Raw genomic sequence first — 24,971 nt, 5'->3', positions numbered from 1 at the left:
ACGATCAATAAAAACTAAAAACATTTATACAAAAACAAACTATGCAAAGTACAAACATTCCACAAGTTAAATTAGGTATCATCGCCGTCAGCCGCGACTGTTTCCCTATCGCCCTGTCTACCCAGCGCCGTGAGAATATCGTCAAAGCCTATAAGGGCGAGCTCTACGACTGTCAGACGACGGTAGAGAATGAGGCAGATATGCAGAAGGCCATCCAGGAAGTACGTCAGGCTGGTTGCAATGCCCTCGTCGTCTTCCTCGGCAACTTCGGCCCAGAGACGCCGGAGACGCTTATCGCCAAGAAATTCCATGGTCCTTGCATGTTCGTCAGTGCCGCAGAGGGCGACGGCGACATGATCAACGGTCGTGGCGACGCCTACTGCGGTATGCTCAACTGCTCCTACAATCTCGGCATGCGCCATCTGAAGGGCTATATCCCCGAGTATCCCGTGGGTACGGCAGAGGATATCGCCAAGATGATCGCCGACTTCATCCCCGTGGCCCGTGTCGTCCTCGGTCTGAAGGGTTTGAAGATCATCACCTTCGGTCCCCGTCCGCAGGATTTCTTCGCCTGCAACGCTCCGATCAAGGGTCTCTATGAACTTGGCGTGGAGATAGAGGAGAATTCAGAGCTTGACCTCCTCGTGGCTTACCGTGAGCACGAGAATGACCCGCGCATCGACGATGTCTGCAAGGATATGGCCGCTGAGATGGGGGAGGGTAAATACTATCCCGATCTGAGTCGCCGTATGGCACAGTTTGAGCTTACGCTGCTCGACTGGGCAGAGGCTCATAAGGGTTCGCGCAAGTATGTCGCCTTCGCCGACAAGTGCTGGCCGGCCTTCCCGAGTCAGTTTGGTTTCGAGCCCTGTTATGTCAACAGCCGCCTCGTCAGCCGTGGCATCCCCGTGGCTTGTGAGGTCGATATCTATGGTGCCCTGAGCGAGTATATCGGCATGTGCGCCAGCGGTGACACGGTGACGCTGCTCGACATCAACAACTCTGTGCCACAGTATATCTACGACGAGAATATCAAGGGCAAGTATCCTTACACGTTGACGGATACGTTCATGGGCTTCCACTGCGGCAATACACCGTCGTGCAAGATGTGCGCCAACCGCTCCATCAAGTATCAGCTCATCCAGAACCGTCTGCTCGAGAATGGCGGCAAGCCCGACTTCACGCGCGGCACCCTGGAGGGCGACATCGCTCCGAGCGAGATCACCTTCTACCGTCTGCAGTGTGACAGCGAGGGCAACCTGCGCTCCTATATCGCCGAGGGCGAGGTGCTCAACGTGCCGACACGCTCCTTCGGTGGTATCGGCGTCTTCGCCATCCCGGAGATGGGCCGCTTCTACCGTCATGTGCTCATCGAGAAGCGTTATCCGCATCATGGTGCCGTAGCCTTCGCCCATGTCGGCAAGGCCCTCTTCAGCGCTTTCCGCTATCTCGGTATCCAGGATATTGCCTATAACCAGCCCAAGAGCCTGCCTTATCCTACGGAGAATCCGTTCGCATAGATCCCTTAGCAGGGTGCGGCCCTTGTGGCCGTACTCTGCAAAAGGATTTACTCAACCGGCTATTTTTTATTCACTCTTCAATCATTAATCTTATGACACCTCTATTCATTTCACCATTGGCATCCCAGATGCCCACACAGCAAGTCATCACCCTCGTGCTCATCGCCGTGGCTGTCGTCTTTGTCATCGCTGTCTATGTCCACAACCGGAATAGGAAGTATACAGACGCGAGCCTGAAGAAGGCTTGCGAGGAGTTCCTGACCGACCTGCCGGACCACTCGCTGACTCGCAAGGCTTTCCTCAACGCACTGAAAAGAAACTATAATGTGGGTCCGAAAGAAGCCCTCTTCCTCCTCGGCCATGCCAAGAAGAAAGGATTCATCACTGTCGACGGTGACCGCGTGAAACTGGCAGAGACTATATAAGCCGATATTTTTACCGACGAAACGGTAAAAAATAAGAAAAATGAAGATTTTTAGAAAAAAGTTGCGGAAATATTTGGAGGTTTCGGAAAAAGTTACTACCTTTGCACTCGCATTTCAGAACAATGCTTGGCAAATCGGAGACGAGCCCTGACTGGAAGGATGGGTGAGTGGCTGAAACCAGCAGTTTGCTAAACTGCCGAACGGGTTACCGTTCCGGGGGTTCGAATCCCCCTCCTTCCGCTCCAGGAGCAGGGGATTGTAAAGAATGCAGCTAACGGTCGGTTCATCTAACGGTTAGGATACAAGATTCTCAATCTTGGCATAAGAGTTCGATTCTCTTACCGACTACATCATCAGAAAGGCAGCTTCTCAGTTTTAGAGGCTGTCTTTTTTTTGTGCCATTACGGTTGGTCGTGATCAATCATGTCCCTACGAATGGATTGTGGTAAATCATGTCTCTAAAGTGTGATGGTGGGGTAGAACATAATAATTCATGTTCCTACGGCGGATTTCTGGTGTGATGGGATACAAAAAAGCCCGGAAGTAGAAATTAACTTCCAGGCTTATTAAGTGACTCCGCAAGGATTCAAACCTTGAACCTTCTGATCCGTAGTCAGATGCTCTATTCAGTTGAGCTACGGAGCCAAACCTAAAATGTACTCGCATGATTAAGAAGAAGTGACTCCGCAAGGATTCAAACCTTGAACCTTCTGATCCGTAGTCAGATGCTCTATTCAGTTGAGCTACGGAGCCTCATTTCTTAAATGCGAGTGCAAAGGTACGAACTTTTCATGAAACTGCCAAATCTTTTGGCAGTTTTTTTTCATTTTTTATTTAATCAGGTCGACGGAGCGCTTGAGGAAGGTGTCGAGGGCGGCACCTTTGAGCATACCGTTCTGCAGCAGGGCGAGGTCGATGAGCTGGTGCACGATGGCGTTGTCCTTGGCGTAGTTGGCGAGGACCTCATTCTTTTTCTGGCGCTGGTCACTGACGGCCTTCTCGGTATTCTTCAGGTCGTCTTTCTCCTCCTGGGTGAGCTCTTCGGCCTTCTTCTTGCTCTGGCTCTGATGGAGGGCGGCGAGGCGTGCCTGCTGGCCCTTGAGCTCTGCCTCGATGGGCTTGAGGGTGTCGGCATTCTTGGCCTCCTCATCGTTGAGGATCTTCGTGATGAGCGGGTGGTCGGAGTTCAAGACGAGGCAATAATTGTCGGGCATCTGTCCGTAGAAGCTCATGCCGGGCTGGAACTGGCTCATCTGCTTCATACGGCGCGTCATCTCGCTCTGCGTGATGATCACGGGCTGGCTGTCGGCACCGAGGGCCTGGACATCGACCCAGATATCGGCCTTGTCGAGATGTGGCAGTTGAGAGCGGAATACCTCTGTCAGATTGTCACTCTTCTCCTTCTCTAGTGTCGTCTTCTTCTCGTCTTCCTTGACGATAAGCCGGTCGATGACGTCGGCGTCGACACGCGTGAAGCGACTCTTCTCATTCTTCTGCTCGAGCATGTTGATGAGCGGGGTGTCGAGCTGGCCGTTCATGAGGAGCACGCTGTAGCCCTTGTCCTGGGCGGCCTTGATGAAGGTGTACTGGTCGTCCTTGTTGGTGGCATAGAGGAAGATGAGGTTGCCGTCCTTGTCGGTCTGGTTGTCCTTGATGAGAGTCTTATACTCCTCGAAGGTGAAGTATTTGCCGTCGACATCCTTGTAGAGGGCAAACTCTTTGGCGCGGTCGTAGAAATCCTCCTGGGAGAGCATGCCATAGTTGATGAAGAGCTTCAGGTCATCCCATTTAGCCTCATAGTCTTTGCGGTCGTCCTTGAAGGTCTGGGCGAGGCGGTCGGCCACCTTCTTAGTAATATAGGTGGAGATCTTCTTCACGTTGGCGTCGCTCTGCAGATAGCTGCGGCTGACATTGAGCGGGATATCGGGTGAGTCGATGACACCGTGGAGGAGCGTCATGAAGTCGGGCACGATGCCCTCGACCTGATCGGTAACGAAGACCTGGTTGCAGTAGAGCTGGATCTTGTTGCGCTGCAGGTCGACGTTGTTGTGGATCTTCGGGAAATAGAGGATTCCGGTGAGGTTGAAGGGGTAGTCAACGTTGAGGTGGATCCAGAAGAGGGGCTCATCCTGCATGGGGTAGAGCTCACGGTAGAACTTCTTGTAGTCCTCGTCCTTCAGCGTCGATGGCGCCTTGGTCCACAGGGGCTCGATGTGGTTGATGATGTTGTCCTCGTCGGTCTCCACATTCTTGCCGTCCTTCCACTCCATCTTCTTGCCGAAAGCGATGGGAACGGCCATGAACTTGCAGTATTTGTTGAGGAGCTGCTCAATCTTCGTCTTCGAGAGGAACTCCTTGCAGTCGTCAGAGATATGGAGCACGATGTCGGTGCCGCGGTCAGCCTTGTCGGCCTCGGAGATCTCGAACTGCGGCGTGCCGTCGCAGGTCCATTTCACGGCCTTGGAGCCTTCCTTATAGCTCTTGGTGATAATATCGACGCGGTCGCTGACCATGAAGGAGGAGTAGAAGCCGAGGCCGAAGTGTCCGATGATGGCGTTGGCCTTGTCCTTGTATTTCTCCATGAAGTCGGTGACGCCGGAGAAGGCGATCTGGTTGATATATTTGTCGATTTCGTCCTCGGTCATGCCGATACCTCTGTCGCTGATGGTGAGGGTCTTGGCCTTCTCGTCGAGCTTGACATGAACGGTCAGGTCGCCCTGCTCACCCTTGAAGTCGCCGTTGGCGGCGAGGGTCTTGAGCTTCTGCGTGGCGTCGACGGCGTTGGAGACCATCTCGCGGAGGAAGATCTCATGATCAGAATAGAGGAATTTTTTGATAACGGGGAAAATATTCTCTGTAGTAACCCCGATAGATCCTTTCTTTGCCATTATTCTAGTTAAATTTTGATTTTTTTGTTAGGGTTATTACAAAGAGTGTGCCAAAATGTAGGGACATGAGATTTGCATATCCCATGAAAATATCGTAATTTTGCAACCGTAATTGTACTCAGGCGACAATCAATCATATGGCAAATACAAATGACATGACAGTAGGGTCTCCGGCGCGCGATATTCTTAAATTTGCCGGCCCTCTGATCTTGGGATATATTCTTCAACAGTTTTATCTGATCATCGACGCCACCATCGTGGGGCGCTGGATCGGCGTGGGAGCCCTTGCGGCCGTCGGCGCCTCGACATCCATCACTTTTCTGATCATGGGCTTCTGCAATGGCGCCTGTGCCGGCTTCGCTATCCCCGTGACACGGGCCTTCGGTGCTAAGGACTACCGGAAGATGCGCGTCTATGTCGCCAACGCGCTGCGCATAGGCCTCGTCCTTGCGATGGTTCTCACGCTGCTCAGTACAATTCTCTGTACGCGGATCCTGCGTCTCGTCAACACGCCGGAGGATATCTTCGACGATGCCTGGACATTCCTCTTTATGCAGTTTCTGGCCATCCCCTTCACCATTGGATATAACCTCTTGGCGGGACAGATCCGGGCCCTCGGCAACTCCAAACAGCCGTTTTATTTCCTGATTATTGCGTCTCTGATCAATATTCTTCTTGACGTCCTGCTGATCCTTGTCTTGGGGCAGGGCGTCTTCGGTGCCGGACTGGCGACTCTTCTCTCCCAACTGGTGGCAACGGGGCTCTGCGCATGGTATATCTTCCGGCACATGCAGATCCTGATCCCCCAGGGTGATGAGCGGCGGTATGACAACAAACGAGTGAGTATCCTTCTCAATAACGGCGTACCCATGGGATTACAGTTCTCGATCACGGCAGTCGGCATTATCATGCTCCAGAGCGCCAACAACGCCCTCGGAACGATCTGCGTGGCGAGCTTCACGGCATCGACACGCGTGAAATACCTCTTTACCTGCGTCTTTGAGAATATAGGTGTCGCCATGGCCACTTACTGTGGGCAGAATATCGGAGCGGGCGACATGCAGCGCATCCATCAGGGCCTGCGTGATGCCGTGAAAATCATGCTCGTCTATTTTCTCTTTACCATCGTCATCATCTGGCCCTTTGCCGGGGATATGATGCAGCTTTTCGTTAACAGCGGGGAACAGCAGGTTGTCGACAATGCAGCCATGCTCATGCGCATCTCCATGTGGTTCTATCCCTCCCTGGGGATCCTCACCATCTGTCGCTACAGCATCCAGGGACTGGGATATAGCAACCTCTCGATGCTCTCAGGAGTCATGGAGATGATCGCCCGTACCGCCGTGTCGCTCTGGCTCGTTCCTGCCTTCAAATTTCTCGGTGTGTGCTATGCGGATCCTACGGCATGGGTCGCTGCCGACCTATTCCTTGTCCCCGCTATTCTCTTGCTCCTCCGACACCTGAGCAAGTAGGGGAGAAGTATCCTACGAAGAATGATTCAAGTCATATAAAATATGTATCCATTTATAGAAACTATCAGAATAGAAGGCGGTGAGATCCGGAATCTGCCGTATCATCAGCAACGGTTGAACAGCACGATGCGGCATTTCTGGCCGCAGGCGCCGGTTGTCGACCTGAAGGACGTACTGAGGGATGCGCCGTTGACGGAGACGGAGACCAAGGCCCGCGTCGTATATGACGAGGGTGGGGTGAGGGATCTCTCCTTCTCGGCTTATCACCCTCTCGACATCCGTTCATTGTGCCTCGTCACCTGTGATGAGATCGACTATCGCTACAAATCGGCTGACCGCAGTGCCCTTCAGGCGTTGAAAGAGCAACGGGGGAATTGTGATGAGATCATTATCGTCAAGGACGGAAAGCTGACCGATACGAGTTACAGCAATATCGCCCTCTTCGACGGAGCCCATTGGTTCACGCCCCGTCACCCGCTGCTGCATGGCACCATGCGGCAGAGCCTTGTTGACCAGGGATTGCTCCGGGAGGACGACCTGACCCCCGATGATCTCCACCGTTTCTTAAAGATATCCCTCATCAATGCGATGATGCCATTGGGATTCTTGGAGATTGGTAAAGAAAACGTGTTTTATCCTGGAAAAAATGAAGAGTAATTGATCTTCCAATCATTAATATAAATTTGTGCAGACGCTTTGCAAACTTTGTGCAAGGCATCTGCACAACTCTAGAGAGTCCTATTTCCTAACCTTTATCCCGTTCATGATTACGACGCCCTTGTAGTTTTTGGTTACACGGTTGCCGCTAAGGTTATAGCACTTCACGTTCATGAAAGTCTTGTCGCTATCAACCGTGTTGATACCGGTAGGAGTTTCACCGTCATCAATATCACCGGTTTTGGTGGCTGAGGCGGTGGCGGTACGTGTGGTGGCATTGAAACTGATGGTCACCGTATAAATACCGTCCTCGCCAACCTTTATGGTAGCAGGATAGGAGTCATTATCGTCGACGACGACATGGAGGGCGTACACACCCTTCAGGAGTTTCACCTCCGTGACAGATGCTGTATAGACATAGCCAGCCTCACCGCCGGTGAGCTCGATGCTGCCATTGTCGCCGAAAATGGAGTCGTTGCCTTCCGCAACATAGGTATGGGTCTTTACGTCAGAGAGCTGTACCCGGATCTCCTTGCCTGTCTCCGCATTGGGATCGAAGAGGATCGTCACCTGATAATAACTGCTGAAGTCGGGGTTGACGATGAAGTTCCCACTCTGGGGGTAGGAGGCACTCCAGGACTTGTTGTCGAGGATCTTGAAGCTCTGGTCAGTATGGTCCTCACCATCGTTGACATTGTCGATATGCTTCAGAGTGGCACTCTTGATGACATACTGATAGGTACCGTCGGCGAGTTTCGTCATCTCGGGCGCTTGGTCAGTGTCCCACTGTTTATCGGCTGTCAGCGTGAATCCGAGGGCCTCGCCGCCGACGACATAATATTGATGTTCGATGGTAGCGTCCGCCGTCTTCGTAGCAGTATAGGTGACGGTATTGTTGCCATCATTACCGGGAACGAAGGTGAAGGTGATGTCGTAGACGCCATCCTCGCTGACCGTGACGGTCTTGTTCTCTGCGGCCGGGAAGGTATTGGTGGCATCACCGCCGATGATGACCTTATAGTCGTAATGTTCATCCTTAGCCAGTGTGACATCCTTGAGGGTAGCCGTATACTGGCCGTCGGAGGCGGGACTCATATATTTGATATGGTCGGTATCCCAGTCGTAACCGAAGAGCGCCTGGTCGCCATAGAGACCATAGAGGAGGCTCTCACGGTAGGCGTCGACCTTTTTGTCCTTATCCGTCTCGTTGGGATAGAAGGTGACGGTCACGCGATAGGTGCCCTCCTGATCCACGGTCACATAGTAGTTGTCGCCGTCGGGATAAGCCACATCATATTCCTTATCCATGATGACCTTCAGGCTCTGGGCAGTACGCTGGGCGGCAGTTGTGCCGTCCTTGTCGATATTCGCCAGCGAGGTGCTCTCGATGATATACTGGTAGTTGCCATTATCGAGTTTCGTCATCTCCTTGGCCTGGGCGAGGTCCCAGGAGAGTCCGAGGGTCGTGCCGCCGACGACATAATATTTATGCTCCACGGTAGCTGCCTCCTTGAAAGTAGCGGTATAGCCGACCTGATTGGTTGTGGCATTGAAGGTGAAAAATACATCATAGACACCGGCCTGATCAACGGTGAGTTGGGCGTTGGCCTCTGCGGGGTAGGTCTGCACGTCACTGCCGTCGACCAATACCTTATACTGATAGGTGATACCCTTGTCGAGGGTCAGCGTGAGGGTCTGTGACTTATACAGGCCGTCCGTAGCGTCGAGGGTCAGCGTGAGGGCTTGCGTCTTGTCCCAACTGGCCCCGAAGAGAACACTGGTGCCATAGACGGAATAGGTATGGCTGGCAACGGAAGCATAGGTGACGTTGATGGCTTTGGTCTCTGCGTTGAAGGTGATCGTGACGTCGTACGTGCCCGAGGCGGAAGCCTCATAAGGGTTGAGATAGTAGTTCTGTTCAGGATAGTATGTACCCCATCCGCCATCGACACAGACCTTAAAAGCCTGCTTGTCCTTATCCTCCTGGTCGGCATTGGTGAGATCCTCATAGTAACGGAGGGCGACACCCTTGAGCGTGGCCGTATAGAGGCCGGTAGACGTGTTGAGGGTCATGGCGCCACCGGCATAGGTCGGGTCCCAGGTGTTTCCGGGGAAGAGGCGCTCGCCGCCTGCTATGCTGTAGGTATGGATGATCTCACCGACATTGCCGGTTTTCGTGAGGGTGACGGTCGGGGCATTATCCTTCCACCCCGTGACATCGGTGAGCTTGAACTCCACCGTGTACTTGGCCGTTTCCGTGACCGAGACGGTCTGGTTGGAATAAGAGGCCCACTCACTGTGGTTCTTGACGACTTTGTACTGGTAGTTGACGCCGGCTTCCAGCGACACATCCGTGAGGGTCAGCGAGTAAGTACCGTCACTGTTCTGTTTCAGATTACCGTTAGTGTTTTCGGGATCCCAGTCTGTCCCACCTCCTTGGAGGATTTTGCTACCCACAATGGTATAGATGTCCTCAGCATGGACCATACCCACCGTCATGAGCGCAAAGAAAAGAAAAAATAACTTTTTCATAGATTCCACTTATTGTTGTTGGTTGTCTCAAAAATGTAAAGATGTTTCACTAAATCTTTTGCAAAATTAAACAATCTTGCAGGAAAAGACTTCAATCTTTATCTAAAAACGACAGCGCCGTTTGTGAAATCGTTTGCATGAGGGAGAGGGGAATTCCCGGACCACATCATTGAAGTGCTGCTTGGCCCGGATATCAAATCTTGATATCCAGTGTTGTCCCTTCACCCTCAGTAGAACGGACGGAGATCTTTCCGCCCATTTTTTCTATGATAGCCTTCGACAACGCCAATCCTACCCCGTGGCCTGTGATGCTGCGCGTGTTACTGGCCCGGAAGAAAGGCTCGAAGACATGGGGCAGATCGTCTGTTCATCGCAGGCCACCTCGCCGTTGAGTTCCAACTCATCACTCACGGGACGTTCACGGACTGTTGTCGTCTCTACTACACGACTCTTCTCTTGCGCGTCCAAACGATTCTCGTTGGCTGTCTGCTTGTCTTTTCCCGAACAAGCTACAAGCGTGACGGCAGCGGCCGCCAACCATAGCATTTTTGTTGTTATCATGTTTCTGCTATCCTATATTATTCATTGACCCATTATTCTGCTAAATCATATTTGATTGCCTCATGGGCTTTCAGCAGTTCAGCCTGAGCCTCCAGAAGTTGATATTTCATATCCTTGTAATTACCGTAATAATCCACAAACTCCAACACACTGATATTGTGATGCTTCATCTGGGTCTCCATGGCATCAATGCCTTTCTCCAAGTCAGCAGAGAGATGACGCGACTGTGCGGCGACGGCATCACGCCAGGTGACGGCTTGCTGATAGTCGTTCTCCCACTGCCGGCGCAGCTTTGTCAGCACTTGGTTGACCACCAGTACACTCTGGTCATAACGGGCACGGGCCGCGGCAATGTTGCCTTTGTTATGGTTCCAAAGTGGAATACTGACATTCGCTCCAAAGGCGAAGTAGTTGTGTCCGATACTTCCGTTCTTATCGTACTCGCCTTGTAACGCGATCTGTGGCAACGCGTTGGCTTTCTCCGCTTTCCACGCCCACGCTGAAGCATCACGGGAAGCCATGACACTGGAAAGGGAAGGGTGGGAGAGGGCCGGACTGTCCAGCCGTTGCCGGAGGCGCTGTAGATCAGCGTCGAGAGAACCATCCGTAATCGCGCAGGTATGTAGATGGGTACCCGTCACCGTATTGATATCTTTCCATAACGCCTGTTCCTGGAGAAGCAGCGATGTCTGTTCCTGTTTCAGTCCGTAAAGCATGGTCTTGATGCGGAGGGTCTCCATGGCCGGGATAGAAGCCTTTCATGTCAGATTAGAGATTTCTCATTCGGTCTTCGTTATGTTGCGGGTACACGCCCACTGTTCACCTAACGAGACTGCCGATAAATCATCGTCCGTGGTGAATAATGGGGTTAAAAGGCTATCTGGGTACATATATTTTTTCGATCACCTCCTCATACTCTTTCTTCCAGTCGCTTCGTGTCGTAATCCCTCCTCCGGCCTTGAAGTACAATTGACCGTCTTCAAGATCGATGAACCTGATCATGACGGCACTGTCGAGATCGCCGTTCTGATAGAGGCCCATAACACCCGTATAGAACCCGCGGTCAAAGGGTTCTGCCGCCTGGATGATCTCCATCGTTTTGGGCTTCGGGGCACCTGTAATGGAACCGGCAGGAAGTTGTGAGAAAAGGATATCACCTAAATGACAACGATAGTTATTCGGGAGCCGGCCGGTGATGCGTGAACTCGTCTGCCAGAGGTCACCATGGTCCGTATGCAACCTTTCACCATAACGATAATGTTCCACCCGGACTTCATTGGCCACCATACTGAGGTCATTCCGGATGAGGTCGACGATCGTAGCATGTTCGGCGGCCTCCTTCGGATCGGCCATCAACGATTGCAGACTACCTTCGTCGTCGGCCCTGATGGTTCCTTTCATCGGACAACAACTGATTTCTCCTTGATGAATCTGCAGGAAGGTTTCGGGGGAGAAACAGACGAATTCGTCTTTGAGCCATAGTTTATATTTCGCTTTGGAGAGTAAGAATAAGTCCTTCAGTGACAAGGAAGAACGTATGGGTATTCTGCTGGTTAAATTGACCAGGTAGCTGTTGCCCAGCAGAAGGTTATTCCTGACGATCCGGAAACGGCGGTGGTAGGATTCGGCAGATTCGGGAGCAGACGAAAGGATGGGCGACGCCTGTTGCGCAAGAGACGGAAGAAGATCCGAAAGGGCTGTGGGAGAAGATAACTTCTCAATATTCGTGTTCGATCCTATTTGGTAACCCACATGGTCGTCGGGGACTTGCTCCAACGGCCATACTCTGCAGTCTGTGGTTGTGTAATTGATGGCGAAGAGGAAAGGCCGTTCCGTTCTTCCCATTTCGTTCATCCATGATATGGCTTCTTTCTTATTCATTCTTCCTAATTTTACAAGGTGCAAAGATACGAAAAAAAAGAAAAGAATCATCCTCTTTACAAGAAGAAAAAAGCTTTTTACGTTCAATTCATAGATCCTTTTGTAGGTGGCCGCCCTGTTGCGGCCACGCAAGGAAGATAGGGAAGATGTAGGGACATGTCGAAATTGCAAAGATCTGACGAGTGAGTGGCCGCTATAGGACGGTCACCTACTGATCAGAGACATACCTTACTTTGGGATCCTTTTTAAAAGCAATTACTTGCAAATTATTCAGTAACAGCTAGTTATTAGGTCTACATGGCAAAGATACAACAATCAAAGCCCCTTGTCAAGTGATTTTCTTTAGCTTTTTTGGTTAAAAATGTTAAATCCAACATAATTGGATGAAGAATTATCTATTTTCTATTCTCCATTATTCATTTGCGAAGCATCGCGCAGCGGGTTTTTATCGTGTTTTTCCGGTTTTCTTTTTTGAACTACCCGCTTCGCGGGAGAGATTTCAAGGATTCAAAAAGATTTGAAAAGATTTGTATGATTTCGGGCCACCGGATAAAACATGTGGGCGAGATGCCTCCATCAATGATCATCAATATTTCATCAATATCATCAGCGCCTCGAAAGAATGATCATTCAATGGATGCCAAGGCATCGCGTCATCACCGATGGTGGAGAAGTTTAAGACCATCGTGGCGCCCGCGAACTTGTTCCTCCAGGAATAGACGGCGGCGCCACGACCGGTGATGATGACGTCCGGGAAATGATTTCTAATCTTCCTTGTGTGGCCGCAATAGGACGACCACGCACCCGCATTGGGCGGAACATGATGAATCATGTCCCTACATATGTCCCGTTTTTTTCTTTTTTCTTTGGTAGTCTCAAACTTTCTCCTTAACTTTGTCAACAACAATTTCATCTAATTATGTATAGAACAGTATTATCTTTTTTGATGCTTGCCATATCTGTCTTCGCCTTCGGACAGGACAAGCAGGATTTCTGGCTCGGCGCCGATATCAGTGGCACGACAGAACTGGAGGCTGCGGGAGAGAAACTCTATAACAGTAAGGGTGAAATCCGGGAGAACACCGCCCTGATGCATGAGCTCGGCCTCAATGCCGTACGACTGCGCGTATGGGTGAACCCGCGTGGGGGATTCTCCGGTGCTCAGGATGTCCTGGAGATGGCGAAGCGTGCCCGGTATTACGGGATGGCTGTGATGATCGACTTCCATTATAGTGACTGGTGGGCTGATCCCGGCAAGCAGACCATCCCGGCACAATGGCAATATCTGGGCTATGGCGAGATGAAGACGAAGCTGTGGGAGCATACCCATGATGTCCTTCAACTGTTGAAGGATCATCACATCGACGTGAAATGGGTGCAGGTAGGCAACGAGACGACCCATGGCTTCCTGTGGCCCATGGATAGGGCAGAGGACAACATGCAACAATATGCGGGCCTGACAGAAGCCGGCTATGAGGCTGTCAAAGCCGTCTATCCAGAGGCAAAGGTCATCATCCATCTCGACGGCGGCTGTGACCAAAAGCGCTATGACTTCATCTTCGACGGACTGAAGAAATTTGGTGCCCACTGGGATATGATCGGCCTCAGCGTCTATCCTTACTGGGACATCAAGGGAAATCTGGAGAAGGACTGGCAGGGTACGGTCAGGGATTTCGCGGCCAATATCCGTCATCTGTATCAGAAATACGGTTCTGAATGCATGGTAGTAGAGACGGGGGCTGAAGCGCAGAAGCCCGTCGAGGGCAAGCGAATCATGGAGGCAGTGATCCGTGCAGCCCGGAACGACTGCGACGGACACTGCCACGGCGTGTTCTACTGGGCTCCGGAGGCAGAAGGACAGTATCCTCTCGGTGCCTTCGCCAACCATCGTCCCACCGCCATCATGGATGCCTTCACAGAGGCAGCCAAGTAGGGACAGGATTGATCATGCTCCCTTCTTATTCCATGAACACGAAGTATACGGCAGCGACGAGACAGAGGAATGCGGCCGCATGATTCCAGTGCAGGGACTGTCCCTGAAAGAGGAAGTTGGCGATGACTGCGAAGACGATGAGGGAGATGCATTCCTGGATCACTTTCAGTTGAACGAGCGAGAAAGGACCGCCGTTGCCTTGGAACCCGATTCTGTTGGCCGGTACCTGGCAGCAGTACTCAAAGAAGGCGATGCCCAATGAGAACGCGATAACGCCAATCAAGGGCCAGTTGCTTGTCACGCCTGTCTGCTGTAGTCGTAAATGCCCATACCAGGCGAGCGTCATGAAGACGTTGCTCAGGCATAAAAGAAGTATTGTATATATTCCGTTCATATTGCTCCGCAGACCACTAATTTATCTATTTGTCATCATAATGCCCCATTGCCGAGATTACAAAGACGATAACCGTTGTTTCGTTAACCATATACCGTAGACGGTTTTTCTTGTCAAGTTTTCTGGACCACACGCCATTTAAATAGCGAAGCTCATGGGGATGTCCTGTACCCGTATAAGGATGTTCCCTCAGCTCCGGTAAGAGAGATTGAAATTTTCTAAACGATTGAATGTCTGATTTCATCATTTTCGCAAGATCTTCCCTTGCCTGTTTGGAAAATTCAATCTCATACATGTTCTGTTCGCTTTATGAATTCTTCCAGTGTCTCGTCACCCTTCATTTTATATACTTTTCCTTTCTTGATGTCGTCCAAGCCTTTATTTATAGACAGAAGCTCTTCCTTAGAAAGGATATCATCATCGTCAGCAACGCTTATAACGATAGGACGTGCTTTCCTACGGGAAACCAATATCGTCTCCTTCTCGGCTAAATCAAAGTATTTTCTTTGGTTGGCCCTAAATTCTCTTGATGTAATAATCTGCATATCTCTTCTTTCTTTATCTGCCGCAAATATACGAGTTATTTTTGAAATCTCCAAATAAAAGTGTACTTATTTGTGTACACATTAGGCAGCTTATAGATGATGTCCTCGTATATTCCGGCAGATCTATCCATTTTGGTCAGTCGTTTAATCTTCCGGCAAAATTACGATATTTTTCTCGAACGGCTGCAGACGGTCTCATCTTTTTTTCTTAATTTTGTGCCATCAAAGTATACATCACAAAGGTATGAAAGCATATCCAATGAAAGAAAGATAAGTATGAAGAAGATCTTAATATTGAATGGCTCCTCACGTCCCCACGCTTTTACGGAGGCGTTGATAGACAGTTTTCGCCAAGGAGCCGAAAGCAAGGGAAACCAAGTAGAAGTGGTTCATTTGCGAGAGAAACGTATACATCATTGCTTAGGGTGCCTTCATGGTGGAAAAGATTACGAGCATCCCTGTACGCAACGCGACGATATGGATGAAATTTATCGTCTGTATCGGCAGAGCGATGTCATCGTACTGGCCACACCTTTGTTTTTCTGGTCATATAGTGGACTCCTGAAAGACGCGTTGGATCGCCTATGGGCATTGGCAGAGCAGTCGGTCGATGAACTCCATGGCAACAACAAGAGCGGACTGCTGCTGTGTGCCGCCGGAGGCAGTCATCCTCAACCTCTCATTGATCATTTCGATTATCTGATGAAACGTATGGAATGGGCCAATCTGGGCCATTACGTTCTTTGTCATACGGATGATATGGACAAAAGAAATATCCCGGAAATAGCCGGGGCGAGAGAGTTGGGTGAAAAAATAGCCATACCGTGAATGGAATCACGATCAGGACATCAAAGGCTACCGCTGCCAGAGACCTGCGCACTCTGCGACTTCCTCACGGCCTCTATATCATCCGCACAGGGAGTAGCTGTTTCAAAGTGCTCGTGAAATAAAGGGCATCAGAAGACAGACTCCCATGTCGTTCAACATCATCATAATTCTCAGCCTCAATTTCATAACAGCCAAAAATGAATTATCGACATTGTGATAAATACGAGTGCAAAGATAAAAAAAAAACAAGAAAACAATATTTTGTTAACATTAATTATACTTTAAATGTGCTGTCAGTTTTCCTATAGTGAAACAAGAGAGGGACGCTTGGCGGAGGCAAGCGCCTAACGGAAACTGAAAATACAAGATTTTTAGAGGTTCGCTAACGCTCATTAGCGCACGCACAGAACGGCTTATATCATTTTTCGAAAACTCAAAATGATAATATGTAAAAGCACAAAAAATGTAGGAGGTTAACCTCCTACATAAAAATAGAGACATAGGAACAAAAGTCCTAAAAGATCAATACAAGCCAAAGCGAACCAATAAGATCCAACTAAGGCGATAAGAATTTTAAAAAAGCGTTCCATTAGCAGTGAATAACACTGCAAAGATAATAATTAAAATTGAACTACAAAAGAAACAAAAGGATTTTATTTAGAAAAAATACCAAAATGTGTACCTAACAAAGAATGATTAATAAAATGTGAAGTACCGTCCCATTGGATCAATTGTTGATTCCAGAAACCATGACCATAACGCCAAGCGTTACGTTGATAATCAGCAGCACCACGAGCTTTAGCAGAAACAGAGTTCCAATATTCTGTTTTGGAACGATTAGATTCGGTGACAGACTGATGACCATGAAGAGCAGCGGTATTACGAGCATCTTTAACAACATAAGGACGGGTTAAGTTTTTAGTTTTAGTGTCAGCACGAGTATTTTCGGCAGAAGCACGTGAAGCATCGGCACCTGCATTAAGATTACCAACAGTAGCATCAGCAACTTTATTATCATTGCGTTGAGACTGAATCATATTATCAATCTCGACCTTATACTTTTTAGGCAACCAATTGATATGTAATTTCTTCATCTCTGAATCACAAGAAATATTATTAATATTAGCGTTAGCAACACCAACATCAGATAAAATTTTCTGAACAGAAGTAACCAAAGTATCACGATCAGCATAATAACGTTCCTGGGCATTAGTGACAGGAGAACCGTCATCATTAACCAAAGAAGTTCCATTTTGCCCATTAACATAGGGCTCATCATCTAGCATCTGAAAGATTTTTGCTCTATGCGCTTCGAAAGCAGCAGAATCAGCAGCAGCAGCAGCACCACGAGCAGCGGCAGAAGTAGAAATAACTTGATTTTGTAAACCAGTATTACCAGAAGAATCTTTAGCATTATCAAGAAACTTTTGGCGCCAATTGTCATAGTTAAGATTAAGAGACTCCTGCCAAGCTTTTGCGGAATTAGAGTGATTAAGATCAATAGAAGAATCATTGAGTTTAGCACCAGAATAAGCGTTCAAAAGAGTAGCGAAAGTAGAAGGAATATTCTGAAAAACTTGACCAAGTTGAGATCCAGTATCAAACTGTGATGCAATAGGAGCAGAAGAAGCAGAAGGAACAGCAGGAGAAGAAGCAGACATACCAAGATAAGGATTATAACCTGCATTTTCTAAACGCTGTCGAACATAAGCAGGGTCAGACTCAAGATCCTGCCAACGACGAGCAGCAGAATTTTCAGCAGATTGACGATACAACTGTTTGTCATTTTGATTATTGGTCATTATGGTACCGACTAGACCACCAACAGTAGAGAAGAAAGAACCTGCCCCTGCAAGAGCAGCACCAGAACCGGAAGAACCAACAGAATCATTACAACGGTGATCTAAAAGGGGACGATCAAAAGAATAAATATGCAACATAATGAATATATATTAATAAATGAAACAAAGGTGGACAAAAATGAAACAAAGGTGGACAAAAGATGAATAAATATACAAAGGTGGACAAATGTATTTTTGTCCACCTAAGTAATTAAACATCAGACCCAGAAGCGTCAGATGCAGAAGCGTCAGATCCAGAAGCATCAGAACCAGAAGCGTCAGATCCAGAAGCGTCAGACTTATTCATAGAGTCAATAATCTGAGTCATGAGATCTCGAACCTTGTCCATATCGGTATTAGTCGAATTATACCGAGAAGGAAGCAAAGAAATAAGCTCATCATCAGAGAGACGGAAGCGAGAAGAAGCAGGAAGCTTTTCAAGTTGTGACATAATCAATTCCTTTTCTTTAGAAGAAACAGCAGGATCCAACAAACGGGTAGTAGCTTGCAAGCGATAACCAGTAAGGGGATCAACTGGAAAAAGAGTATCCTGCAATTCAAGGGCTTCACTATTTAAAACACGGAGATCGTGATTAACAACAGGATCAATATGGATAGATCTAAACATAACAAAGAATTAATAATTAGGTAAACCTGTTTCAGACATATCAGATACTTTAGCAATCTGGAAATTTACACCACCGTAAACACAATCAGACTGTTGAGAACCATCATAAGAAACATTAAAAACTGAATCCAAAAGAGTTGGTGAAATTTTGAACAAATCAAGTTTAATTTGGAGGACATAATCCGTGTCACCATTAACCAATTTAGTAAGATGCTCCTTTAAGATACGACTTTTAGAAGTTGTAAAATAAGAAAGTTCATTCGCAAATTGACCATGATTAATATCAATAGCAGTCTTGTATTCATTATATCTGGGACCATAACCAAGAACTGAATTAACACCATCATAAAGCTGATCGGCAGTAACAGCCTGAAGACCAAGATTTTCAAATTCAGGAACAAAGTAATCACCACGTGAAAACTTTTTATTAAAAGGATCAAGACGGTTATAGTCATAACCGAAAGAAGGTATCAAAGAATAGATACACATAAGAACACCATGCTCTTTAGCATCAAATTCAATAGAACCAGAACCAGAACCAAGACCTTTAGAAACAGAAAAACCGAGTGTTTTAGAATTATCATAGTCAAAGTTACCTACAGACTGAGTAACATCATTAAACTCATAATTAGAGTCAAAACCACCGATATAAGTACATTTATGATCACGACCTTCAGAAACAGAAATACCAAAGTGAGCTTTGATCTGATCTGCATAAGTCTTTCCTGCAAGCATAGTTTGAGCAGCTAACTTTTCAAGAGCATAACCAGCACGAAGAGACATAATAGAGAAACCAGAAGCATCTTTTACAGTGGTACCATCAAGATCCAACTTAGAACCATCAATATTTAAATAATCTGTAAGAGACTTTTCACTAACACCATCATAGACAAAAGAAGGACGGATATTAGTAAGAAAATCCAAATTACAATTGCGGTAATGAAGTTCAAGAAGCTGATCTAAAGGAGTAGAAACAGAATCAACATCACCATCAATATTGAAATATGTAGGATCAAAATCTTCATAAGTAGTATTACGGTAGTGATCCTCATAGATCTTGTGATATGCAAGAAGTCTAAAAGGATTATAAGAGCGATCATTACGAGTTATCCAATCTTTATCATACGAATGAACACCTTCAGAATCGACATAACCACTACCTTGGGAATGACCAACACCAGAACCATCAGGGAAGAAGCGACCATATCCAAGGAGATCAAGAAGACGAACAGCATCATAAGACTTAGAAAAACCACAAAGATCATCTTTAGCAGAATCATGAGGAGCAATAAAAGAAGAAGATTCGTTATAAGAACGACCGGAACCCCAAGACTTATAGCCTGTATAACCTTGCGAATTGGTACCATCTGGACGAGTAGAACCAGAAGCATTAGAACCAGAAGTGGCAGAACCAGAAATGGCAGAACTAGCAGAAGAGGGACCTGCAACTTCATGGTCAACAAGAGTAACAGATTGATTAAGAGTAAGAGGATGAGCATCAGGATCCTGTACTACAGACCTAGGAAAACTAACAAGAACACCAGTACGATCAGCAGAGATGACACGGCCATTATTAGATGTAATAACAGAGTCATTAGAGGATGTATTAGAAGGGAGAGTAACTAAAACTGAAGAACCATCAGCGCCGATTTCAGAAACTATACCAGTAAGAGACTTTACAGGATTAGGAGTCTTAACAGATTTAAATGTTCGATGACCAAAAGCAGAAGAAGAACCATCAATATCAGATGTGTCGACAACATGGAGCTTATAATGATTCTTTTCAAGCCAAGCATTGATAGAAGAACGCTTAACAGAAGGAATAGAAAGCGCTTTAGAATTGGTATAAGAGTTATAACGATTCCATAATTGTACAGTACGGAAGTCGTGCATACCAGTAACTAACTGGTCGAAAGGAGACCAGAGTTGAGAATAAGGAACGAAATAAAACTCATAAACACCACGCATAGAAAGAAAAGCTGTACTATTACAAGGCAGACAACGCATGAAGTCTTGCGCAGAAATCTTAACATGATCATGGGGAATCAGATCAAGAGAAAGAACAGGTAAAAGCATACCTGCATGAGCAGAAAACAAATGACGTTGCGAAAGATCAAAAGCGTTTCGAGGACGACTAACGCTCTGAGGTTTTAAAACTGGAACTTTTCCCATAATAAACTAATTTAAAATACGACAATTATTAATTAAAGTATTATTTATCTTTTTAGATTTATTCTTATCTTGAAAACGTTTAATATTAGTATCCAACCAGAGTTTGTAAAAATTATCTTTAGAATAATCATAAAGATTAATTCGACCACTATCGTTGAACAAATCTTTACCATAAATAAAACGTGCAAGAGAAAAGAAAGGAGACGTAAGAAAGTTACCAGAACTAATAAGGTCAGTTAAAAGATCTGGATAAAAACAAGCTAAGGAACGCCGACCGAACGTAGAAATGAAATCATTTTGAGAATCATAAAAACGCTTAAGTTGATATTGAGCTGAAAGATATAAATACTTATCAAACAGAGAAATATAAACATGAACGGGATCAACGAAAGGCATAAACTTATTAAAGTTAACCAAACGGAGAACCTTCATACAATGAAGAGAAGCATACCAGGAGGAATCATCATCAACATTGAAACGAGTAAAACCAAAAGTATTAGTAACATCATGAACGAACAAAGAATTATAAGAATCAGAATAACGATCCTTACACCATGAACGAAAAGAGGGAACAATACCTTTAGACAAAGCAAGAGAATACTTAATATTCAAGCATTTAAGAATAGAATTTACTTCATTTTCATATTCTTCAATGTGCGAGAGACAAAAAGAGTACAAGCAGTATTTTGCATCAAAAGATAACTCACTATATCGGTAACACTTGCGCCAGAGGGAATTAACAGAATCTTTGGTAAAAGGAACATCACAAAGCAAGGTGATCCCTTTTTTACTGTCAGTTCGTGAAACAAGATGCGTAATAGTTCCTCTGGAGATTGACGAGAGTAACGCTTCAGTATCATTTTTGAACAAACCGATAACTGGATCTTTGCTCTGAATGTGGAACGGACGGAAGATAGAGAATCGTAACAACGAAGGTAAATTAACATTGCCAGTAACATAGTCCGCAACATAGTAACTTGTGTTACTGTCGCAGAATTTGACATAATTTCTGGTAAGGCGAGGATCTGCAAACGGTTGAAACGAAAAACAGTTACGTCCTTTTCCTGCAACTCTGACTTTGACAGACCAGGCAGAAACGATAAAATCAACGATTTTAGTCGAGAGTAACGGAGAATCGAAGAACAAGATACCGTGGTAATGTGGACGAAAGGTCTTGGGACCATATTCACACGAAATATAATATCTGATTTTTTGCTCATAAGCAGAAATAGAAGTTTTGGAGATAAGGAAACGGAGACGCTTAATAAAATTCTGAACATCACGTTTACAAGCAACAGCGAAAGTAAGATCAGACGAAAGATCATGTTCAATAGAAGGAACAAAAGTATCATCTTTAATCAAATATTCACCATACTTATCACGAGGATTTAAAGGAAAACGATCATACATATCGGAAGTACGACCAATAGGACGGCACTGGATAACACCGTTAGAATCCTCAAAGAGTTCGGCTCGAGGAACAAATTTATTATTGTAGGTAAGAGTAAAAAACACCGAATAACGATGCTCTTTAATTTCAGACGAAACACGCATAGTTTGTTTACCTGCATCACGGAGACGGCAAGCCGTACAAGAACCACAAGGCACGTATTCAAAGCGTCCAGTATATCCATTAAAAATACGTACTGGATGCTCGCAATTAACTGGCAAACTAAAACGTGTTAAATCCATACTACTTATCTATAGGAAGATTAGTAACTTCAATAGTATGATAATGTGCAAACCGAAGTGCAACATCAGTAAGATCACGGTGTTCAGAAAGCTCAAACATACTTAAATTAGTAAAGTTCCAATGATAGAACAACGAAAAGATTTGAAAAGCATAATTCAAATCACGGAAAGAAACAGACTTCAAAACTTGAATATCTGGATCAGTATAATTAACTTGATATAAATACATAAATCAATGTTTAGGGTAAACAATAGAACCAGAGTGGTTAACATCAGTAGTATCAACATAAATGATACGTGAATGTCCAGAACCTTCAACAGAATGAGTAACAGTGCAAGAAGTCAAAGCACTGACACCAAGAGCAGCGAGGAAAACACCACAAGCGTAAATAACGCTTTTAAGAAGGCAGACAAGAATAGTTTTACGATCTAACATAACTAATCAAAATTAGAAGTGAACACAATAGAATATTTATGAGTGAAGTCATCAACAAGAATATAATCAACTTTAGACCATAGAGTAAGAGGAATGTGCGAAGCAGAAACCAGAAGCTCGAATAGATAACGCTCTGGATCGAAGATACGATCAGGAACAGCGTAACCAATACCTGCAAGAAATCTATTTACCATAAGCAGAGCACGGTGATAAACAAGAAACTTTTGTTTCTTGTCATTGGCATGAACCAGGCGGAAGGAACTGCCATCATTGGGGGAAATCAACTTGTAAATCATATTATAATCGACATTATGATAAATAGATAATTATTGATACGCCCTATCTACCCAAAAAAACAGAGCAACGGATTTCGCATTTATGTTTAATCTGTTACTCTGTCTTTTTTATTTCTCTGTTTGACGGATCACGATCAATCATGCCCCAACTATTCTATTTCTCCCGTGTACGAGATCGGATCACGTTCTTTGGCCCATACGGAGACATAACTGCGGCCGTTGGAGAAAATCTCCAACTGATAGATCATTTCGTCCTCACCATTGTCCACATTCATTTTGATAAGATACCGTCCGTCTTTCGACTGTGTCATGGAATAGTTGGCGATCGTTGCCGAAAAATCATGATTCATCACGTCCATACAGATTTCTTTGCGTGGCCGCAATAGGACGGCCACCTACCCGCTCGCAAGCTATTTCTTCAGCGTTTGCTTCTTAGAAGCTTTCTTCTTTGGAGCGGGTGTTTTTTTCTTGGCAGGAGCCTTCTTCACTTTCTCAACGCCTTTGGCATCCTTGACCTTTGCCTCCTGAGAGGTAGCAGAGCTGACACCGTCGACCTTCTTCTTCAGGGTGGTCTCCTGCTTGTTATCCTGAGCAACCTTACCGTTCATGCTGTTGGCGACAGCCGGTGCGGCGAGCAGCATGACAGCGGCTGTCATCATCAAAATTGATTTCTTCATTCTTTATTTGTTTTTTGGTTTAACTGAAGATTAGACGATGGAAAACGGGAAAGGTTTAATCTATAGTTTTCGTAAACATTACAAAAATGTTAAATTTTTACTGATTATTTGGAAGTGTCAAAATAAATTGGTAATTTCGCGGAGTGAAAAGAAGAAAAGCTTATGAAGAAAGTAATATTCACATGGCTGTTCCTACTGGTGGCTATCGTCGCTTACGGACAGCAAGATAGTAGCAACATAATCAACAAGAACATGAGTACAGTGTATGATTTCACGTTAAAGGACAAGAAAGGTCAGGATGTGAGCCTTTCAGAGTATAAGGGTAAGGTATTGCTCATTGTCAATACCGCTACAGGCTGTGGCTTCACGCCTCAGTATAAAGAGTTGGAGGCTATGTATGGCCGTCTGAAGGACAAGGGCTTCGAGATCCTCGACATCCCCTGCGATCAGTTTGGTCATCAGGCTCCGGGCAGTGATGAGGAGATCACGAAGTTCTGTACGCTGAAGTTTGGTACCGACTTCCCGCAATTCAAGAAGAGTGAGGTCAACGGCAAGAACGAGCTTCCCCTCTACACTTGGTTGAAGAGTCAGAAGCCTGTCACCGGAACCTATGAGCCGAAACTCGCCAAGGTGATGGAGAAACTCTATAATAAGGTGAACGCCGAGCCCCGTAAGAAGGATGATATCCAGTGGAACTTCACGAAGTTCCTCATCAACCGTGACGGTGCCGTTGTAGCCCGTTTCGAGCCGACGACAGACTTGAAGACCGTCGAGGCTGCCGTTGAGGCACAGCTGTAACCCGACATTTTCAATAACCCTCTTGTAGGTGTCGTCCTATTACGGCCACGCAAAGAAGATTGGGAATATGTAGGGACATGATTGATCATGTTCCGCCCAACAGGAATAATGACAACAAAATGAAAATCGGCGAACTTTCTTATCAGAATATTATTTTTGACTTGGGTAATGTACTTGTCAAACTCGACGAACAGGCTACGATGCGAGGCTTTGAGCAGCTGGGCCTCGGCAAGTTCGAGCATATCCGCGAGAATCCAGAGGCCCTGCGTCTCTTCCAGGGAATGGGCATCGGGCGAGTCAGTAACCGTGAATTCTTCGACGGTTTCCGAAAGTTGAAAGGCAGTAATGCCACCGACGAACAGATCACGGAGGCTGTCAATGCCATGCTGTTGTATATCCCCGATGAGAAGAAACGTGTCCTCTTGGCATTACGTGCGGCCGGTTATCATACCTATTTATTGAGCAATACCATCGATCTCCATTGGCGTTACTGCGTGGATCATCTCTTTCCCATGGAGGGACATACGGTTGACGACTATTTCGACCGTACATTTGTCTCTCAGGAAATGCACATGAAGAAACCGGATGACGAGATCTTTCAGGCCGTTATCGCCCAAACGGGCATCGATCGTTCCGATACGCTCTTTATAGACGACCTTGAAGTCAACTGTCAGGCCGCTGAGCGCAATGGCATTCACAGTTTTCAGAACAAGGAGTTTGATGACTGGTTGAAGCTGGTGTACTAATTGTCCGATATCGTTGCCCAACGTTTTCATAGGATGATGATTACAATAA

25 protein-coding genes and 4 tRNA genes are annotated in these 24,971 nt (G+C 46.4%); 10 read left to right on the top strand and 19 right to left on the bottom strand.

Annotated elements, in window-relative coordinates:
• Positions 1-41 precede the first annotated feature (41 nt).
• From G604_RS0102100 to G604_RS0102080, 4 genes are all read left to right on the top strand, one after another.
• Positions 42-1,520: an L-fucose/L-arabinose isomerase family protein gene (locus tag G604_RS0102100; RefSeq protein WP_028909098.1), complete on the top strand. Its 1,479-nt coding sequence runs from the start codon at positions 42-44 to the stop codon at positions 1,518-1,520.
• Between the two features lie 128 nt (positions 1,521-1,648).
• Positions 1,649-1,945 (top strand): hypothetical protein, encoded by a 297-nt coding sequence (locus G604_RS0102095; protein WP_028909097.1) that lies wholly within the window; start codon positions 1,649-1,651, stop codon positions 1,943-1,945.
• A 153-nt stretch (positions 1,946-2,098) separates the two neighbouring features.
• Positions 2,099-2,185 (top strand) — tRNA-Ser (locus G604_RS0102085).
• 36 nt (positions 2,186-2,221) lie between these two features.
• Positions 2,222-2,293 (top strand) — tRNA-Glu (locus G604_RS0102080).
• 223 nt (positions 2,294-2,516) lie between these two features.
• Here G604_RS0102080 and G604_RS0102075 read toward each other — a convergent pair.
• The 3 genes from G604_RS0102075 to htpG all read right to left on the bottom strand — a co-directional run bounded on the left by G604_RS0102075 (position 2,517) and on the right by htpG (position 4,833).
• Positions 2,517-2,590 (bottom strand) — tRNA-Arg (locus G604_RS0102075).
• A gap of 34 nt (positions 2,591-2,624) precedes the next feature.
• A tRNA-Arg gene (locus G604_RS0102070) sits at positions 2,625-2,698 on the bottom strand.
• A 77-nt stretch (positions 2,699-2,775) separates the two neighbouring features.
• Positions 2,776-4,833, bottom strand: a complete 2,058-nt coding sequence (gene htpG, locus G604_RS0102065) for a molecular chaperone HtpG (RefSeq protein ID WP_028909096.1) — start codon at positions 4,831-4,833, stop codon at positions 2,776-2,778.
• A gap of 137 nt (positions 4,834-4,970) precedes the next feature.
• On the opposite strand from htpG, the gene G604_RS0102060 reads away from it, so the two are divergent.
• Together G604_RS0102060 and G604_RS0102055 are read left to right on the top strand one after the other, a co-directional pair.
• A complete protein-coding gene (locus G604_RS0102060) occupies positions 4,971-6,305 on the top strand; it encodes an MATE family efflux transporter (protein ID WP_028909095.1) in 1,335 nt (444 codons plus the stop codon).
• Positions 6,306-6,347: 42 nt separating this feature from the next.
• Complete coding sequence (locus tag G604_RS0102055; protein WP_028909094.1) at positions 6,348-6,962, top strand: aminotransferase class IV family protein; 615 nt, start codon at positions 6,348-6,350, stop codon at positions 6,960-6,962.
• A gap of 81 nt (positions 6,963-7,043) precedes the next feature.
• Here G604_RS0102055 and G604_RS0102050 read toward each other — a convergent pair whose 3' ends face one another.
• The 6 genes from G604_RS0102050 to G604_RS0102030 form a co-directional block, all read right to left on the bottom strand.
• Positions 7,044-9,494, bottom strand: a complete 2,451-nt coding sequence (locus tag G604_RS0102050) for a hypothetical protein (protein ID WP_155941836.1) — start codon at positions 9,492-9,494, stop codon at positions 7,044-7,046.
• Positions 9,495-9,687: 193 nt separating this feature from the next.
• Positions 9,688-9,804: an ATP-binding protein gene (locus G604_RS15700; RefSeq protein WP_410524361.1), complete on the bottom strand. Its 117-nt coding sequence runs from the start codon at positions 9,802-9,804 to the stop codon at positions 9,688-9,690.
• Positions 9,786-10,055 carry a hypothetical protein gene (locus G604_RS0102045; RefSeq protein ID WP_028909092.1) on the bottom strand — a complete coding sequence of 90 codons (270 nt, stop codon included), beginning with the start codon at positions 10,053-10,055 and terminating at the stop codon, positions 9,786-9,788. Before G604_RS0102045 ends, G604_RS15700 begins: the two co-directional genes overlap by 19 nt.
• Positions 10,056-10,087: 32 nt before the next feature.
• The gene (locus G604_RS0102040) at positions 10,088-10,795 is read right to left on the bottom strand and encodes a TolC family protein (RefSeq protein WP_028909091.1); all 708 of its coding nucleotides are present in this window, start codon (positions 10,793-10,795) and stop codon (positions 10,088-10,090) included.
• A 136-nt stretch (positions 10,796-10,931) separates the two neighbouring features.
• Positions 10,932-11,987: an aminodeoxychorismate synthase component I gene (locus G604_RS0102035; RefSeq protein WP_410524358.1), complete on the bottom strand. Its 1,056-nt coding sequence runs from the start codon at positions 11,985-11,987 to the stop codon at positions 10,932-10,934.
• 535 nt (positions 11,988-12,522) lie between these two features.
• Entirely contained in the window at positions 12,523-12,768 is a 246-nt protein-coding gene (locus G604_RS0102030) for a hypothetical protein (protein WP_155941835.1), read from the bottom strand.
• Positions 12,769-12,855: 87 nt separating this feature from the next.
• On the opposite strand from G604_RS0102030, the gene G604_RS0102025 reads away from it, so the two are divergent.
• Complete coding sequence (locus G604_RS0102025) at positions 12,856-13,869, top strand: glycosyl hydrolase 53 family protein (RefSeq protein WP_028909088.1); 1,014 nt, start codon at positions 12,856-12,858, stop codon at positions 13,867-13,869.
• A 25-nt stretch (positions 13,870-13,894) separates the two neighbouring features.
• Here the strand turns inward: G604_RS0102025 and G604_RS0102020 are convergent, their stop codons facing one another.
• Genes G604_RS0102020 through G604_RS0102010 form a run of 3 tightly spaced genes read right to left on the bottom strand, consistent with a single transcriptional unit; the run spans position 13,895 to position 14,808 of the window.
• Positions 13,895-14,263, bottom strand: a complete 369-nt coding sequence (locus G604_RS0102020) for a DMT family protein (protein WP_028909087.1) — start codon at positions 14,261-14,263, stop codon at positions 13,895-13,897.
• 25 nt (positions 14,264-14,288) lie between these two features.
• Positions 14,289-14,558, bottom strand: a complete 270-nt coding sequence (locus tag G604_RS0102015; protein WP_028909086.1) for a Txe/YoeB family addiction module toxin — start codon at positions 14,556-14,558, stop codon at positions 14,289-14,291.
• Positions 14,551-14,808: a hypothetical protein gene (locus G604_RS0102010; protein ID WP_028909085.1), complete on the bottom strand. Its 258-nt coding sequence runs from the start codon at positions 14,806-14,808 to the stop codon at positions 14,551-14,553. The genes G604_RS0102015 and G604_RS0102010 overlap by 8 nt, the downstream gene beginning before the upstream one ends.
• A 276-nt stretch (positions 14,809-15,084) precedes the next feature.
• On the opposite strand from G604_RS0102010, the gene G604_RS0102005 reads away from it, so the two are divergent.
• On the top strand, positions 15,085-15,636 hold the full coding sequence (locus G604_RS0102005; RefSeq protein ID WP_028909084.1) for a flavodoxin family protein: 552 nt from the start codon (positions 15,085-15,087) through the stop codon (positions 15,634-15,636).
• A 653-nt stretch (positions 15,637-16,289) separates the two neighbouring features.
• Here G604_RS0102005 and G604_RS15140 read toward each other — a convergent pair.
• The 7 genes from G604_RS15140 to G604_RS0101935 all read right to left on the bottom strand — a co-directional run bounded on the left by G604_RS15140 (position 16,290) and on the right by G604_RS0101935 (position 23,378).
• Positions 16,290-17,576: a hypothetical protein gene (locus tag G604_RS15140; protein WP_155941834.1), complete on the bottom strand. Its 1,287-nt coding sequence runs from the start codon at positions 17,574-17,576 to the stop codon at positions 16,290-16,292.
• A 112-nt stretch (positions 17,577-17,688) separates the two neighbouring features.
• The gene (locus G604_RS0101985) at positions 17,689-18,105 is read right to left on the bottom strand and encodes a hypothetical protein (RefSeq protein WP_028909081.1); all 417 of its coding nucleotides are present in this window, start codon (positions 18,103-18,105) and stop codon (positions 17,689-17,691) included.
• A gap of 9 nt (positions 18,106-18,114) precedes the next feature.
• Complete coding sequence (locus tag G604_RS15360) at positions 18,115-20,277, bottom strand: major capsid protein (RefSeq protein WP_196801079.1); 2,163 nt, start codon at positions 20,275-20,277, stop codon at positions 18,115-18,117.
• A 6-nt stretch (positions 20,278-20,283) separates the two neighbouring features.
• On the bottom strand, positions 20,284-21,969 hold the full coding sequence (locus G604_RS15130; protein WP_155941833.1) for a hypothetical protein: 1,686 nt from the start codon (positions 21,967-21,969) through the stop codon (positions 20,284-20,286).
• Between the two features lie 438 nt (positions 21,970-22,407).
• Positions 22,408-22,701 (bottom strand): hypothetical protein, encoded by a 294-nt coding sequence (locus G604_RS0101945; RefSeq protein WP_028909077.1) that lies wholly within the window; start codon positions 22,699-22,701, stop codon positions 22,408-22,410.
• Between the two features lie 149 nt (positions 22,702-22,850).
• A complete protein-coding gene (locus G604_RS0101940) occupies positions 22,851-23,060 on the bottom strand; it encodes a DUF4251 domain-containing protein (protein WP_028909076.1) in 210 nt (69 codons plus the stop codon).
• Positions 23,061-23,111: 51 nt separating this feature from the next.
• Positions 23,112-23,378, bottom strand: coding sequence for a hypothetical protein (locus G604_RS0101935; RefSeq protein ID WP_155941832.1), 267 nt, complete (start codon positions 23,376-23,378; stop codon positions 23,112-23,114).
• 252 nt (positions 23,379-23,630) lie between these two features.
• On the opposite strand from G604_RS0101935, the gene G604_RS0101930 reads away from it, so the two are divergent.
• Entirely contained in the window at positions 23,631-24,176 is a 546-nt protein-coding gene (locus tag G604_RS0101930; protein WP_028909074.1) for a glutathione peroxidase, read from the top strand.
• 119 nt (positions 24,177-24,295) lie between these two features.
• Entirely contained in the window at positions 24,296-24,922 is a 627-nt protein-coding gene (locus G604_RS0101925; protein WP_028909073.1) for an HAD family hydrolase, read from the top strand.
• Positions 24,923-24,971: the final 49 nt, after the last annotated feature.

Origin of the sequence: Prevotella sp. AGR2160 (assembly GCF_000424185.1) — a bacterium.
GTDB lineage: Bacteria > Bacteroidota > Bacteroidia > Bacteroidales > Bacteroidaceae > Prevotella.
Note: the sequence above shows the minus strand (reverse complement) of the source record. Positions and strands in the feature narration are given on the sequence as shown.